The sequence below is a fragment of the Candidatus Thiothrix sulfatifontis genome (assembly GCA_022828425.1).
GTDB lineage: Bacteria > Pseudomonadota > Gammaproteobacteria > Thiotrichales > Thiotrichaceae > Thiothrix > Thiothrix sulfatifontis.
The window spans coordinates 3,143,247-3,157,550 of sequence record CP094685.1 but is presented as its reverse complement, the minus strand read 5'-3'; the positions used below and the strand labels follow the sequence as shown (position 1 = coordinate 3,157,550).

The window sequence follows — 14,304 nt, the reverse complement described above, 5'->3', positions numbered from 1 at the left end:
TTTCTCGATGAGTGTCTGGGGTGTTTCATGGTAGCAAAGACTGGGCTTACGTACTATCGGCCTGATATTGATGGTTTGCGGGCAATCGCGGTCTTGGTAGGGTTGTTATTTCAGGCTCGTGTCCCCGGTTTTGCAAGTGGTTTTGTTAGTGTTGATATTTTTTTTGTTATTTCAGGCTTTCTAATTACAGGTATCATCTTGCGGCAGATTCAGGATGGCAAATTTTCTTTTCGCACCTTTTACCTGCGCCGATTTCGCCGTATTTTACCTGCCTTAGCTGTTATGTTGATAGGAACGGTGGCTTTGAGTTGGTTTGTATTACTTCCAGAAGATTTTAGACTTTTGGGAAGGCATATAGTGGCAACCGTTTTGATGATACCTAATATCAGCATTTGGCAGGCTTCAGGAAATTATTTTGCGCCAACAGTCGATGCTAATCCCCTATTAGACTTGTGGTCGCTTGGTGTTGAGGAGCAATTTTATTTATTAACACCTCTGATTTTATTTTTCTTAATTCGTTATGTGTCTCCACGTTGGCTCGTGTGGGTATTATTGAGTGCTCTCTTCGGTTCTTTTGGATTGGCAACTTATCTAACTTTGCATCATCCTGCTGCGGGGTTTTATTTATCTCCTCCGCGTGCGTGGGAATTATTGTGTGGCGTAGGATTAGCCTATTTACATTTTATCAAGCAACCAGCAACCAGCAACCAGCAACCAGCAATTATGAGTGGTTAGCTTTTTTAGGATTAGTGGCTATACTGGCAAGCGTAGTAATACCAAATAGTACAATAGGAGTGAGTGCACTTATTCATCAATTAGTAGCGGTGTTCGGTACGGTTTTATTGATCCATATCCATAGTTTTCGACAAACATTTGTATCGCGGATTCTGTCTTGGAAACTCCTTGTGGGTATTGGTTTGATTTCTTATCCTCTTTATTTGTGGCGTTGGCCTTTGTTTAGCTTGCGTTCTTACTGGCTGTCTCCCGATGTGATTCCTTGGTATGAAATACTTTTTTTATTGGTGTTGTGTTTTTTATTGAGTTACTTGACATGGCGTTGGGTTGAAAAACCAGCGCGTCGTTTATCTATTCGTCCGAGTAAATCGTTGATTAATTGGATAATTGCTACACAGTTAGTGTTGTTAGTAGTTGGTGTCAGTTTGTGGATAAGTAAGGGTGTTGTATGGCGTTTTAGCTCTGAAACTATTACTTATTCGGATGGTGCAATGGATATAAATCCTTTGAGGAGTTGTCATGGAAATCCTATTTTACATAATGCACCATTATCTGTAGAAAAGTGTACTTTTGGAAGTTCATTGTCAACACATCCAGAATTTATTGTTTGGGGATCTAGCCATGCCGATGCAATCACACCTGTTTTTAAAGAGTTGGCAGATAAATATGCCTTGCCAGGTTTGCAAGCAAGCTTGAGTGGTTCTCCTTTTTTACTAGATGTATCTCGCGGAGGATCCTATTTATTAAGAAATAAAAACTGGCATGAATATAACAAAAATGTTTTGGGGTTGCTTGAAGATTTATCTATTAAAAATGTTTTTTTAGTAGGGAGATGGACATCTTATGTGTATGGCAGTACAACATATGAGGGTTATCTGCCTTCTAATTTAAAATCAAATAAAACAAATGACCCACGATTGGCGTTTGAATACGGTTTGGAAAAAGCTGTTGCAAAATTAGTTGCAAAAAACAAGCGTGTTTGGTTGGTATTACCTGTACCGGAAATGGACAGAACAGTACCACGTTGGCTAACGTTTCATAATGCTGGTAAGACTGAAGTGTGGATGGATAATCCCTATCCAGAACGAGCCACTTCACTGCGTCCTTTCTTTGAACGGTTGAGTCAACAATATGGTGTTCATTTACTTGACCCGCTGCCACATCTTTGTAGAGCAGACGGTAAGTGCCGTATCGCTCATAACGGCAAATCAGTGTATTCCGATGATGATCACCTTTCCGCCAGCGGGTCTTTACTGCTGGCGGATATGTTGCGCCCTGCTTTTGAAATCATGAAGCAGGATAAGTGATGGTTAGCAATTCCCGCCGATCTTAAAATGACAGTATAATCATGGTCTTGTAAAACGAGTCACTGTGCAACGAAATGCCTGCAAAACCACCTCCCCTGCCTCCTGTTGGTAGCCTGAAGCTACGCAAGACCCTCTCAGCCCCCGGATTGCTGGAACGTGTGCGCGGCTGTTTCAGCGAAGTCACTGAGCACCGTAAAACCAAACCCGACTATCCCTTGGTTGACGTGTTGATGTCAGGGCTTGCCCTATTTTCGTTGAAAGACGGCTCACTGTTGCAGTTTGACAAACAGCGCGGGGACAAGGCGCGGCGGCACAACCTGAAAACCCTGTTTGGCATCCCCGATGCTCCCTGTGACAGCCAAATGCGCACGGTATTGGACGGGGTAAAACCGCAGCGTCTGCGCCCGGTGTTTCGCGCCATCCATCAGGAGCTGCAACGGCAAGGCATACTGGAAGGCTACCGTTTTCTAGGAAAGTATTTAGTCAGTATTGATGGAACAGGTATTTTTAGCTCTGGGGCTATCTCTTGCCCGGATTGTTGCATTAAGACACACAAGGACGGACGTGAGGAGTATTACCACCAGATGCTGGCGGCAGTGCTGGTTCACCCTGACAAGAATACCGTATTACCCTTTTTCCCAGAGGCCATCACCAAGCAGGATGGCAGCAAGAAAAATGATTGCGAACACAATGCCTCTAAACGGCTCATCCCCCAGTTGCGCCAAGACTTCCCGCGCATGGAGATGATCCTGCTGCAAGATGCCCTGTCCTGCAATGCACCGCACATCCGTCTTCTGAAATCAAACGGTTACAGCTTTATCATTACCGCCAAAGCCCGTAGTGGCAGCCTATTACTGAAGACGGTATTGGACGGGTTAGCCAATGGCAGTACCCAAGAATTGGCAGGCACGACGAGCAAAAAGTTACGGTGTGGCTACCGTTATGCCAACGACATCCCGCTCAATCATGCCAACCAAGACGTGCGGGTCAACTACATCGACTATTGGGAGGAACGCCCCGACGGTACAACCTTTATCTATGACTGCGTGACTGACATCCCCCTCACCGCCGACAACGTGGCGGATGTGGTACGCGCAGGCCGTTCCCGCTGGAAGGTGGAGAACGAAACCTTTAACACCCTCAAAAACCTCGGTTACAACCTCGAACATAATTACGGTCATGGCAAGCAACACCTTTCCACCGTGTTCGCCACCTTGATGATGTTGGCCTTCCTTATCGACCAGATACAGGAAGCTTGCTGCCAGTACTTCCAAGCCGCACGCACCCGCTTACAGAGCCGTACCGCATTGTGGGAGAAGATGCGCGGGATGTTCCGTGAGCATCTGATTAGCGATTGGGAAACATTTTACGCCGCCATCATTTGGGGTTACGAACGTACCGACCTGAAACCCAAAGGCATTCGCAGCGGATGAAAATCAGGCTTGAGGGTACGCTGGAGTTTTCCAACAGGGTGTTGGGTTATGCAAAAGTCAGGCGGTATTCGGGCAGGCTTTCAGGGCTTGGAGGGTGGGGTTGTGCCCGTAAAAATCAAAGCCCTCGCAAGCCTGCGAAGCTCTGATTACCGATGGATAGCGGGAATTGCTGAGTGATAGTTAGCTAATTTTTTGTTGCCAGTGCCGCGCTTTGGCGATGAGGGCGCTGCTGTCTAGCGTGGTCAGTTGGCGGTTTTCCAACAGGGCTTTGCCTGCTACCCATGCATGGGTGACTTGTTCACGGCTGGTGCAATAGACCAAATGTGACACGGGGTCATACAAGGGGCTGGCTTCCAGTGTACCAAGATCAACCGCAATCATGTCAGCGGATTTGCCGACTTCCAGTGAACCGATTTCAGCATCCAGCCCTAACGCTTGTGCGCCGTTGATGGTTGCCATGCGCAACACTTGTGCCGCTGGAATCACGCTGGCGTCTTGCGCCACGGCTTTGGCGAGCAGGGCAGCGGTACGCATTTCGCCGAACATGTCCAGATCGTTATTGCTGGCATTGCCATCCGTGCCGAGGGCGACATTGACCCCGGCAGCGGTGAGTTTAGCAATCGGGCAGAAACCGCTGGCAAGTTTCAAATTCGATTCGGGGCAATGGATAACGTGTGTGCCGGTTTGCGCCAGTAATGCAATCTCAGCATCGGTCAATTGCGTCATGTGGACGGCGAGAAAATGCTGGTCGAGCAAGCCAAGTTGCGCGAGTCGGGCGAGTGGGCGCATTCCGCTTTGTTCGATGGCTTGCTGCACTTCAAATGCGGTTTCATGCACATGCATGTGGATGGGGAGCGCATGTTCGCCCGCCAAATGCCGCACTTGTTGCAAAGGGTCATCAGACACGGTGTACGGCGCGTGCGGGGCGAATGCCGTGGTAAGCAGTGGATTTGCCTGCAATTGCTCATGCAAAGCCAAGCCTTTTTGAATGTATTCTGCTGCACCACTGCCCCAACGGGTCGGGAAGTCGATCATGATCATGCCAATGCACGCCCGAATCCCGCTTGCCGCGACCACTTGCGCGGTGGCTTCGGGGAAAAAATACATGTCATTAAAACACGTTGTGCCGGAACGCAGCATTTCGGCAATGGCTAACTGGCTGCCGTCATGCACGAATTCCGCATCCGCCCATTGCGCTTCCGCAGGCCAGATGTGGTGTTGCAACCAGTCCATTAGGGGTAAATCGTCTGCCAAACCTTTCAGCAGCGCCATTGCGACGTGAGTATGCGCATTCACAAACCCTGGCAATACAGCCTGTTGTGGTAATGCTACAGTTTGTCGGGGTATATACTGTTTTTCTGCGTCAGAAGTGGGCATGATGCCCACAATCCTGTTATTATTCACAACTATAGTGTGGTGTCGCAGCACCTGATTATCCGAATTGACAGTAATAATCCATTCGGGTGTAATGAGTAAGTCAATTTCGATTGCCATTATGTGCCATTGGGTGTTGTAAGATTGCCACGGTAGAATAACCTATTTATGCTGAAAATCATCATGAGTCAACACGATTCGATCCGTGCTGTAGAATGGAAAGACAATCATCTGGTGCTGCTTGATCAGCGCAAATTGCCGCATAACGAGCAGTTCGTGCAGTTATACAGCGCGGAAGACACCGCCGACGCTATTCGCAATATGGTGGTACGTGGTGCGCCTGCGATTGGCATTGCCGCTGCCTACGCAGCAGCCATGGCAGCCAGAAAATGTTACAAACAGTACCCGCAAGACTGGCGCAATCGCCTGAGTGCCGAAATTGACCTGCTGAAAAATTCCCGCCCAACCGCTGTGAATCTCATGTGGGCATTAACGCGCATGTGCGATTTGGCCGATACCGTGGATGGCGACCCGGAAGAGCCACTGTTAGCACTGGCGCAGCAGATTCACCAAGATGATATTGATGCCAATTACCGCATGGGTGAACTGGGTAGCGCTTTGATTCAACCGTCGCACGGGGTGTTAACCCATTGCAATACCGGGTCACTGGCGACTGGCGGCTACGGTACCGCGCTAGGCGTGATTCGCAGTGCTTACAGCAGCGGTAAAATTGAACACGTTTACGCCGATGAAACCCGTCCTTGGTGGCAAGGCTCACGCCTGACCGCATGGGAATTGATCAAAGATAAAATCCCTGCACATCTGTTGTGTGACGGTGCAGCGGCGCACTTAATGAAACTGGGCAAAGTCTCGTGGGTCATCGTCGGTTCTGACCGGATTGCCGCGAATGGTGATGTCGCCAACAAAATCGGCACTTACAGTCTCGCGGTGAATGCGCGTTATCACGGGGTGAAATTCATGGTGGTTGCGCCAACCAGCACGATTGACCTAGCGACTTTGAGTGGTAATGACATTCCCATCGAAGAACGTTCCCAAGATGAAGTGCTAAACGTGAACAACCAGCGCATTGCTGCACAGCATATGCAGGCATGGAATCCAGCGTTTGATGTAACCCCCGCCGCCTTAGTCGATGCGCTAGTCACCGAAAAAGGCGTGATTTTGAATCCCGATGCGGCAAAAATTGCTGTGCTAATGGCTTCCTAATACAGGCGTTGGTGCAAACAACGGCTTAGACGCTGCATATCGGTGTCTAGCCCGTAACGTTCCTGCCATTCGCGTTGTTGAAACGGACGCTCGTTTACTGGCAGTGTCGCGCATTCGTGCATTTTGCCGGTTACGGTTCTCAGTGACAAAATGCTGACCGGCTGCTCGAAATAGCGCTTGTACAGGTGTGCGGGTAAGCGTTGTTTGAGCAACGGTTCTTCCGGTAGGGGTTGCTCGGTGAGTTCGAGGTGTAGCAATTGCTTGTACGGGTAGAACTCTTGCTGCTCAAACAGAAATTGCTTGGCTACGCGGTCAAAATACCCTTGCCGCATCACTAAACCCCGCTGCGTTAAAATCCAGAGTTGCAGGTATTGCACGCGGTATAAGCTGTGTCCCTTGCGCCCGTGCGGGTCGTCTTGCAAGGCAATCAGCGGAATGTGTGCGGCATCCAGCAAAGTGTGTTTGATAATGCTGTGTTGCTGCGCCGCCAGTGGCAGTTGCAGATACCCCCAACTTTCGGTGATAAAGCCTTCCCAGCGTTGCTGTTGCAAGGTCGTGGCTAAATCAGCGCACTCCGAGGGCGGCAGCACTTGCCGCAGAGTGTTTTGAAAAAACTCTCGCACCGCTTGCTGATAATCCGCGTTCAATTGCGTCAAGCCGGTTGGCGGTGGCAGGCTTTCAAGCTGATGCGCAATGCCTTCTTTTTGTTCATCTAAGGCGTGCATCTTATCGAGGTGTTGTTGCAAGGCTTGTTGGGTTGTTCGGATATTGCGTTCCGACACCCGCCAATACCATGCCAAGGCGAAGATAGGCAGCGCTGGCAACAGGAAATGCCCGCGCATCACCAGCAAAATAATGATGATGAATGTGACGCAAAATAAAATCAGACGCGGCGAATTCAGTGCAAATAGCCGTTGTTTGAGCGCAGCAAGCTGAGTATCCATTTGCTGCTGGTAAGCAATTTGTGGCAATTTCCACGGATCCGCAGCGTAAAAAAAGCTCCAGCGTTCACAAAATGCTTCTTCCGAACGTGTGCCCAGCAATTCTTTGGCATCGTGATTGCCGCAAGCATGATTGGAAAAAATTGGGTAAGTCAGCACTTCTTGGTTGAATTGCTGGTATTCAAGCTTGAGGTCATCAGCTTGCGTGGCGGCTTCCTGTTGCTTGCATTGTTCTCTAAATTCTCGCAGCATGTATTGGCTCATCGCCATGCTCTGGTATTCATTATTAGTCATTATTTTAGCCCTTTGGATATTAGTAGAGTCTGCCCATTTTTCACTCTCTCGTAATAAGACCATGAAACCTGAAAAAAAATCCCTACCCGCTATCATGCGAACAAAATGCCTGAATCAGGTATTAATTGACCGTTTCTTAGACGCTTTTTGGTCGGAACGTGGGGTAAGCCGCAATACCTTGGCGAGTTACGAACGTGATTTGCGGATGTTGTGCCATTGGCTGGACGAACGCAGCGTGGCGCTGGATCAAGCCGAGCGCGGGGATTTGCTGGAGTATTTAGCGATTCGGGTGCGTGGGGGGGCGAAGGCGGCGACGACGGCGCGTTTGCTATCAAGTTTGCGGCGTTTTTACCGTTGGCAAGTCCGTGAAAATTTGCGCAAAGATGACCCTACCGCACAAATTGAAGCGCCCAAACAAGGCAGGCATTTACCGCATACCTTGTCAGAAGCTGAAGTCGATGCCTTATTGCAAGCGCCGGATATTGCCAGCCCGCTGGGGCTGCGCGATCGTGCCATGTTGGAGTTGTTGTATGCCACGGGGTTGCGGGTATCGGAATTGGTGGGGATTCGTTTGAATGAAATTTCCCTGCCCAATGGCGTGCTCCGCATTACCGGCAAAGGCAATAAGGAACGCCTCGTGCCGATGGGGGAGGAGGCGCATGATTGGATACAAACGTATTTGAGCGAGGCACGCCCGGTATTGATGCACGGCAAGGATATTGCGGAGCAAGTGTTTGTGACCACGCGCGGCAGCGGGATGACGCGGCAGATGTTTTGGGTGCTGATTCAGCGTTATGCCTTGGCAGCGGATATTGTGCGCAGTATTTCTCCGCACACTTTGCGTCACGCCTTCGCGACCCATTTGTTGAATCACGGGGCGGATTTGCGGGTCGTGCAAATGTTGCTGGGGCATAGTGACCTTTCCACCACGCAAATTTACACGCATGTGGCACAGGCGCGGTTGCAGGATTTGCACCGCCACCATCACCCGCGTGGTTAAGGTTCTGTAATGTGGGGAAGCGTATACACGCTACAGTCAGCCATGATAAGGTACTATCCACTATCTGATTAAAGAATAAGCACTTTTTACGATAAGATTTTCATTCAGGAATAGAGAAACCATGTACAAAAAAATGATTCTGGGCGCACTGATCAGTGTTGCGCTCGCAACGACCGGGGCAATGGCTGACGATGTGCCTGCGGATCTGGGCGATAAAATGAAACCGATGTTTGGTGGCAGCGCCCCTGATGCATTGAAATCAACCCCCGTACCGGGCATGTTTGAAGCCAAATTTGGCGGCGAAATTATTTATGTAACGGGCGATGCGCGTTATGTGTTTGTCGGCGATTTGATTGATGCGCAAAACAAATCCAGTTTGACCGAAGCGTCACGCGCGGCGGATCGTGTTGCTATCGTCAAAACCATCGACGCCGCCAAGAGCATTGAATTCAAAGCCAAGGGCGAAGAAAAGCATGTGTTGTATGCCTTCACTGACGTTGACTGCCCTTTCTGCGTGAAATTGCATAAAGAAGTGCCAGCACTGAATGAAAAAGGCGTGACCGTGCGCTATTTGGCGTATCCGCGTGCAGGCGTGGGTTCACCGGCTTACAAAAAGATGGTGAATATTTGGTGTGCAGATGACAAAGCCGCTGCGATGAACCAAGTGAAGAATGACGGCAAAGAAGTGGCAGCCAAAGAATGCACTAACCCCGTAGCGGAGCAGTTTGAACTTGGTCAGAAGCTGGGTGTGAATGGCACACCGGCATTATTGACATTGGATGGTACGATGATTCCAGGGTTTCGCCCGGCGGATCAGTTAGTCAAAATGTTGGATGACGCGAAAGCGGCGGCGAAGTAAGCAGCTTTGCCGTGTAGGGTGGGTATCGCATTCGCTCCACTCACCCTACAATAATTTTCTTAACCGATATAACTCGTCCAGAGCCTGACGCGGGGTGAGTTCATCCGGGTCTACGGCAGCTAGTGCCGCTTTCACTTTTTCTGCGATTTCATCTTTGGGTTCGGCGGGTGTTGCAAACATCAGGGGCAAGGTTTGTCCCGGTTGTGGGGCTTGCTGGCTGTGCTTTTCCAGTGATACCAGTTTCTTTTTTGCTTGTGCAATCACACCTTTGGGGACGCCTGCCAGTTGTGCGACTTGCAAACCGTAGCTTTGGTTGGCGGGGCCTTCTTTCACCGCGTGTAAAAATACGATTTTGTCGCCATGCTCCACCGCGTCGATATGTACATTGGCAATGGTGCTGATTTGTTCGGCGAGGGATGTTAATTCAAAATAGTGGGTGGCGAACAGGGTGAAAGCTTTGCGGTCGCGTGCGAGGAATTCGGCGATTGCCCATGCCAGTGACAAGCCATCGAAGGTGCTGGTTCCGCGCCCGATTTCGTCCATCAATACCAAACTGTGAGCAGTAGCATTGTTGAGAATATTGGCGGCTTCGGTCATTTCCACCATGAAGGTGGAACGCCCGGTGCTTAAGTCGTCGTGTGCGCCGATGCGGGTGAAAATGCGGTCGATATTGCCGAGGCGGGCGGTTTGCGCGGGGACGTAGCTGCCAATGTGTGCCAGCAACACGATCAGCGCGACTTGGCGCATGTAGGTGGATTTTCCACCCATATTGGGGCCTGTCACCATCAACATGCGGCGGCGCGAGTCCATGTACAGATCGTTTGGCACGAAGGGATTATCGAGGGTGCGTTCGACTACCGGATGCCGTCCGCCTTCGATTTGAATGCCAGCACCATCGACCAGCGCAGGGCAGTTGTAATTCAAGGTATTGGCACGTTCGGCGAAGTTGCTCAATACATCCAGTTCGGCAATGGCTTGCGCACTGGTGCGAATCGGATTCAAGTGTGCCAGCAAGTCGCCTAATAGATTGTCGTAAATGGCTTTTTCGCGGGCAAGCGCACGTTCGCGGGCGGACAGTACCTTGTCTTCAAACTTTTTCAGTTCGGGCAGAATGAAGCGTTCCACGCCTTTAAGCGTTTGGCGGCGGATGTAGTCGGCGGGGATGCGGCTCAACTGGCTTTGCGGGATTTCGACGTAATAGCCGTGAATGCGGTTGTAGGCAACTTTGAGGTTGTTGATGCCAGTACGGACTTTTTCGCGGGCTTCGAGATCGAGCAGGTATTGGTCGGCGTTTTCGCTTAAGTTGCGCAATTCATCGAGTTCGGCATCGAAACCGGGGGCGATTACCCCGCCGTCACGGATGACCACGGGTGGGTTGTCGATAATCGCGCTGTCGAGCAAGTGGCGCAGTGCTTCGTGCAAGTCGATGTTGGTTTGTAATTGCTGGATGTGCGGGTTGTCGATGGTGCCGATCAAGCCGTGGATGCGGGGGAGTACGTGCAAGGAACTCCGCAGGGTGGAGAGGTCACGCGGACGTGCCGAGCCGATGGCGATGCGGCTGGCGATGCGTTCGATGTCGCCGATACCGCGCAAGGTTTCCAGCAAGGTTTCGTAGCGGTATTGGTCGAGCAATACGCCGACGGCTTGGTGGCGGTTGCGCAGAATGAAACGGTCACGTAGCGGCTTGTTGAGCCAGCGGCGTAGCAGACGGCTGCCCATGCTGGTGGCGGTTTTGTCGATCACTGAAATCAGGGTGTTTTTGTGTTCACCGCTGATGCTGTATTCGAGTTCCAGATTGCGACGGCTGGCAGCGTCGAGAATGATGCCTTCGTCGCTGAGTTCTACCGTGAGGCTGTTGATGTGGGGCAGGGCGGTGCGTTGGGTTTCTTGCACGTAATTGAGCAATGCGCCCGCAGCGGCAATCGCGAGCGGCAGGTGGTTGCAGCCGAAGCCGTCGAGATCGTGTACCCCAAATTGGCGTAGCAGTAGGCGTTTGGCGGTGTCGAGGTCGAAGTGCCATTGCGGGCGTGGGGTGGAAATGCGGTTGCGGGCGAAGGCGGGTTTCCAGTCTTCGTCGTGCAGAATTTCGGCGGGTTGCAGGCGTTCGATTTCGTTGTGCAGGGTGGTGTCGGAATCGGCTTCTTGGACGGTGAAGCGTCCGGTGCTGAGGTCGATGGCGGCGATGCCGTAGTGCGTCTCTTTGCGTGCAATCGCTACCAGCAGGTTGTCGCGGCGGTCGTCGAGGAGGTAGTCGTCGGTGACAGTGCCGGGGGTGAGCAGGCGGGTGATTTTGCGTTCGACCGGGCCTTTGGATTTGGCAGGGTCGCCGATTTGTTCGCAAATGGCGACGGATTCGCCGACTTTGAGGAGTTTGGCGAGGTATTGTTCGACGGCGTGGTAGGGAACACCTGCCATGGGAATGGGGTCGCCTGCTGATGAACCGCGTGCGGTGAGGGTGATGTCGAGCAGGGCAGCGGCTTTTTTTGCGTCGTCCATGAACAGTTCGTAGAAATCCCCCATGCGGTAAAACAGGAGGATGTCGGGGTATTCCGCTTTGATTCGGAAGTATTGTTGCATCATGGGAGTGTGTTGGGGCTGTTCTTTGCTCATGGCTCGTCGGGGGTGCGTAATCAAGCCAGAGAGTTTAGCAGTAATCGGTGTGGCACGGAAAAAAGATGCCTGACAATTAAAATTGTGTGAAATTTTGCTTGACCAACTCTGAACAAGTTAGCATAATGCGCACCTCTTCCAGCGCATCTGTAGCTCAGTTGGATAGAGTACCTGGCTACGAACCAGGTGGTCGGAGGTTCGAATCCTTCCAGATGCGCCATCTCATTTAAAAAGGCTGACTTAATGTCAGCCTTTTTTCGTTACAGGAACTCCCCACTTTGGTGTTGCCACATTTCGTGGTATTTACCGCGCAATGCCAGCAATTCGCTGTGCGTGCCTTGTTCGATAATCTCGCCATTTTCCAACACGATGATTCTGTCCATGCGCAGAATGGTTGCCAGTCGGTGCGCAATCACAATCGCGGTTTTTCGCTCGATCAGCTCGAAAATAGCGATCTGAATTTGCTGTTCGGTGAGTGAATCCAGAGCACTGGTGGCTTCATCGAGCACCACAATCGGTGCATCTTCCAGAAAAGCGCGGGCAAGCGCGATGCGTTGCTTTTCACCGCCGGACAGTTTCACACCGCGTTCGCCCACCATGGTGTCAAAGCCTTGCGGCAGTTTGTCGATGAAATCCAGTGCACGGGCTTTGCGGGCGACTTCACGCAACGCTTCATCAGGGATGTCTTTGCCCAGCGCAATATTGTCGCGGATACTGCGGTGAAACAGATCCGGTTGTTGCGGCACCAATGAAATTTGTGCGCGTAAAGACGCCAGTGAAAACGCAGTAGCATCCACCCCATCAAACAAAATTCTGCCCTGCTGCGGGTCAACAAAACGGAACAGCAATTTGGTCAGTGAAGTTTTGCCTGAACCAGAATGCCCCACCAATGCCACTTTTTCACCGGGCTGGATGTGCAGGTTGAAATCATTAAATAAGCTGACTTGCTTATCCGCTGCGCCATACGCAAACCCTAATTGCTCGAAGCGAATGTCGCCTTGCGTAATGGTGTGGGTTGGCATATCCGCACGGTCGTCCTCCAAATCGGTTTGTCGGAACACGTCTGCCATTTCACGCGCATCGGCCAATACGTTGAAAAAACGCCGAAAATTCATCCCGAAATCCCACAGGTGTTTGATCAGGATAAGCAGTACGGTTTGGAATAACACAAATTCACCGATCTCGAATGCGCTTTGTTGCCATTCGCCGATCATCCAATAAATCAGCAGCAATTCAATGCTGAACACCAGAATGCCTTGCACCGCAAACGAGATGAAGGTCAATAACCACGCGATATTGCGCACCCGATAGGATTCATCCGCCAATGCGCCGATATTGGCACGTTCGTGTTGTTCCAGCGCGAAGCTTTTGACAATCGCGATATTGCTGATGCCATCGGCATACGCGCCACCGAGTTTGGAATCCATCGCCGCGACGCGCAGGTCGAATTTCAGTTTCCAGACCAGAAAGCCACCGCTCCAGCCTAAAAAGATGGCGACCCATAGCAGAAAATACAGCGCAAACGTCGGCTGTTGTTGGTAAAAAATAAGGAAGGCGAGAGCGATTTGCAGCAAGTTGCCGTAAAACTGAAAAATTAACCAGTCGATAATGGTTTCAAAGGCTTTGATGAAACGGTTGGCTTGCTTGACCAAACTGCCTGCAAAATTGTTCTCGAAAAAATGGGTGCGTTGTTTCACGAGCACATCAAAACAGCGCTTATCGAGTTTGTTTAGTCCCCAACTTTGGAACATGATCATGCCCAATTCCAGCGCCCGCCAACTCAGCCAAATCACCCCGTAAGTCATGGCAATGTAGCTCAGGTTTTGCAGCAGCAACTGATGCGTATCCGCGTTGAAGGCTTTGGATAAGCCATTGGCAATCTCTTTGTAATACAGCGGCACCAATAGCTCTAGCCCCGCGCCGCCGGTAATGCCAAGCATGACCACCGCAAACCACCCCCATTTCTGGCGGATGATGGCGCCGTATTCACGAAAAATAATATCCATGCACTAACATTTCCCTGTGGCAGCGGCTCTGCGGCGGGCTTCGATTTCGTAAGGGTTATCCCAATAGAAACTGCCACCGCGTCGTTGCGCCCGCACTCCGGCGATAAAATACACGCAAGGGAATAAGCAGCCCCAGCGCTCGAATTGTTCCACGTGCACCCGTTCATGCACCCGACTGCTGCGCAAATGCTGCGGTGATACACCCGCAACAATGTGCCCAACGGTAACGGCATTCACTGCGCCAAGAAACGGAATGCCACGCTCCAGCCAGCGTCCGACCCAGCCACCCCAGATTTCCAACACCCCCGTGTGCAGGGCGTAACCACCACCTGTCCATTTTGCCAGCAATGCCAAGGGTAAAAACCACATACTGATGGGAGCAACCCACAAATACCGCGCTATTTGCCGCCAATCGCTTATTGTTTGCACGCATTCGCTCACTTAAAATTTGAATGATAACTGAACTGACACGGTGTCTAGCGGGTCAGAAACCCGTATACTTGGTCAAAACAACTGAACAA

11 protein-coding genes and 1 tRNA gene are annotated in these 14,304 nt (G+C 51.0%); 7 read left to right on the top strand and 5 right to left on the bottom strand.

Annotation, left to right across the window (positions count from 1 at the left end):
- The first annotated feature begins 27 nt into the window (after window positions 1-27).
- The 3 genes from L3K52_15750 to L3K52_15740 all read left to right on the top strand — a co-directional run bounded on the left by L3K52_15750 (window position 28) and on the right by L3K52_15740 (window position 3,475).
- Window positions 28-735 carry an acyltransferase gene (locus L3K52_15750; protein ID UOG91629.1) on the top strand — a complete coding sequence of 236 codons (708 nt, stop codon included), beginning with the start codon at window positions 28-30 and terminating at the stop codon, window positions 733-735.
- Window positions 654-2,042 carry an acyltransferase gene (locus L3K52_15745; protein UOG91628.1) on the top strand — a complete coding sequence of 463 codons (1,389 nt, stop codon included), beginning with the start codon at window positions 654-656 and terminating at the stop codon, window positions 2,040-2,042. The genes L3K52_15750 and L3K52_15745 overlap by 82 nt, the downstream gene beginning before the upstream one ends.
- Window positions 2,043-2,116: 74 nt before the next feature.
- The gene (locus L3K52_15740; protein ID UOG91627.1) at window positions 2,117-3,475 is read left to right on the top strand and encodes a hypothetical protein; all 1,359 of its coding nucleotides are present in this window, start codon (window positions 2,117-2,119) and stop codon (window positions 3,473-3,475) included.
- A gap of 180 nt (window positions 3,476-3,655) precedes the next feature.
- On the opposite strand, the gene L3K52_15735 is transcribed toward L3K52_15740, so the two are convergent.
- Complete coding sequence (locus tag L3K52_15735; protein ID UOG94024.1) at window positions 3,656-4,963, bottom strand: TRZ/ATZ family hydrolase; 1,308 nt, start codon at window positions 4,961-4,963, stop codon at window positions 3,656-3,658.
- Between the two features lie 54 nt (window positions 4,964-5,017).
- Here L3K52_15735 and mtnA point away from each other — a divergent pair, with 54 nt between their 5' ends.
- Window positions 5,018-6,073 carry an S-methyl-5-thioribose-1-phosphate isomerase gene (gene mtnA, locus L3K52_15730; protein ID UOG91626.1) on the top strand — a complete coding sequence of 352 codons (1,056 nt, stop codon included), beginning with the start codon at window positions 5,018-5,020 and terminating at the stop codon, window positions 6,071-6,073.
- Here mtnA and L3K52_15725 read toward each other — a convergent pair.
- Window positions 6,070-7,308, bottom strand: a complete 1,239-nt coding sequence (locus L3K52_15725) for a hypothetical protein (GenBank protein UOG91625.1) — start codon at window positions 7,306-7,308, stop codon at window positions 6,070-6,072. The genes mtnA and L3K52_15725 overlap by 4 nt on opposite strands.
- Before the next feature lie 61 nt (window positions 7,309-7,369).
- On the opposite strand from L3K52_15725, the gene xerD reads away from it, so the two are divergent.
- Window positions 7,370-8,308 (top strand): site-specific tyrosine recombinase XerD, encoded by a 939-nt coding sequence (gene xerD, locus L3K52_15720; GenBank protein UOG91624.1) that lies wholly within the window; start codon window positions 7,370-7,372, stop codon window positions 8,306-8,308.
- Between the two features lie 121 nt (window positions 8,309-8,429).
- Window positions 8,430-9,167 carry a DsbC family protein gene (locus L3K52_15715; protein ID UOG91623.1) on the top strand — a complete coding sequence of 246 codons (738 nt, stop codon included), beginning with the start codon at window positions 8,430-8,432 and terminating at the stop codon, window positions 9,165-9,167.
- A 45-nt stretch (window positions 9,168-9,212) separates the two neighbouring features.
- Here L3K52_15715 and mutS read toward each other — a convergent pair whose 3' ends face one another.
- Window positions 9,213-11,777 (bottom strand): DNA mismatch repair protein MutS, encoded by a 2,565-nt coding sequence (gene mutS / locus L3K52_15710; protein UOG91622.1) that lies wholly within the window; start codon window positions 11,775-11,777, stop codon window positions 9,213-9,215.
- A 143-nt stretch (window positions 11,778-11,920) separates the two neighbouring features.
- Between mutS and L3K52_15705 the strand changes: the two genes are divergently transcribed.
- Window positions 11,921-11,997, top strand: a tRNA-Arg gene (locus L3K52_15705).
- A gap of 40 nt (window positions 11,998-12,037) precedes the next feature.
- On the opposite strand, the gene L3K52_15700 is transcribed toward L3K52_15705, so the two are convergent.
- Window positions 12,038-13,783: an ABC transporter ATP-binding protein/permease gene (locus tag L3K52_15700; protein UOG91621.1), complete on the bottom strand. Its 1,746-nt coding sequence runs from the start codon at window positions 13,781-13,783 to the stop codon at window positions 12,038-12,040.
- 3 nt (window positions 13,784-13,786) lie between these two features.
- Entirely contained in the window at window positions 13,787-14,212 is a 426-nt protein-coding gene (locus L3K52_15695; protein ID UOG91620.1) for a hypothetical protein, read from the bottom strand.
- Between the last annotated feature and the right edge of the window lie 92 nt (window positions 14,213-14,304).

Bases quoted from the DNA above. Each gene is read 5' to 3' on its own strand.
- L3K52_15750 (UOG91629.1), top strand. From the start codon at position 28: ATGGTAGCAAAGACTGGGCTTACGTACTATCGGCCTGATATTGATGGT.
- L3K52_15740 (UOG91627.1), top strand. From the start codon at position 2,117: ATGCCTGCAAAACCACCTCCCCTGCCTCCTGTTGGTAGCCTGAAGCTA.
- mtnA (UOG91626.1), top strand. From the start codon at position 5,018: ATGCTGAAAATCATCATGAGTCAACACGATTCGATCCGTGCTGTAGAA.
- L3K52_15725 (UOG91625.1), bottom strand. From the start codon at position 7,308: ATGACTAATAATGAATACCAGAGCATGGCGATGAGCCAATACATGCTG.
- xerD (UOG91624.1), top strand. From the start codon at position 7,370: ATGAAACCTGAAAAAAAATCCCTACCCGCTATCATGCGAACAAAATGC.
- L3K52_15715 (UOG91623.1), top strand. From the start codon at position 8,430: ATGTACAAAAAAATGATTCTGGGCGCACTGATCAGTGTTGCGCTCGCA.
- mutS (UOG91622.1), bottom strand. From the start codon at position 11,777: ATGAGCAAAGAACAGCCCCAACACACTCCCATGATGCAACAATACTTC.
- L3K52_15700 (UOG91621.1), bottom strand. From the start codon at position 13,783: ATGGATATTATTTTTCGTGAATACGGCGCCATCATCCGCCAGAAATGG.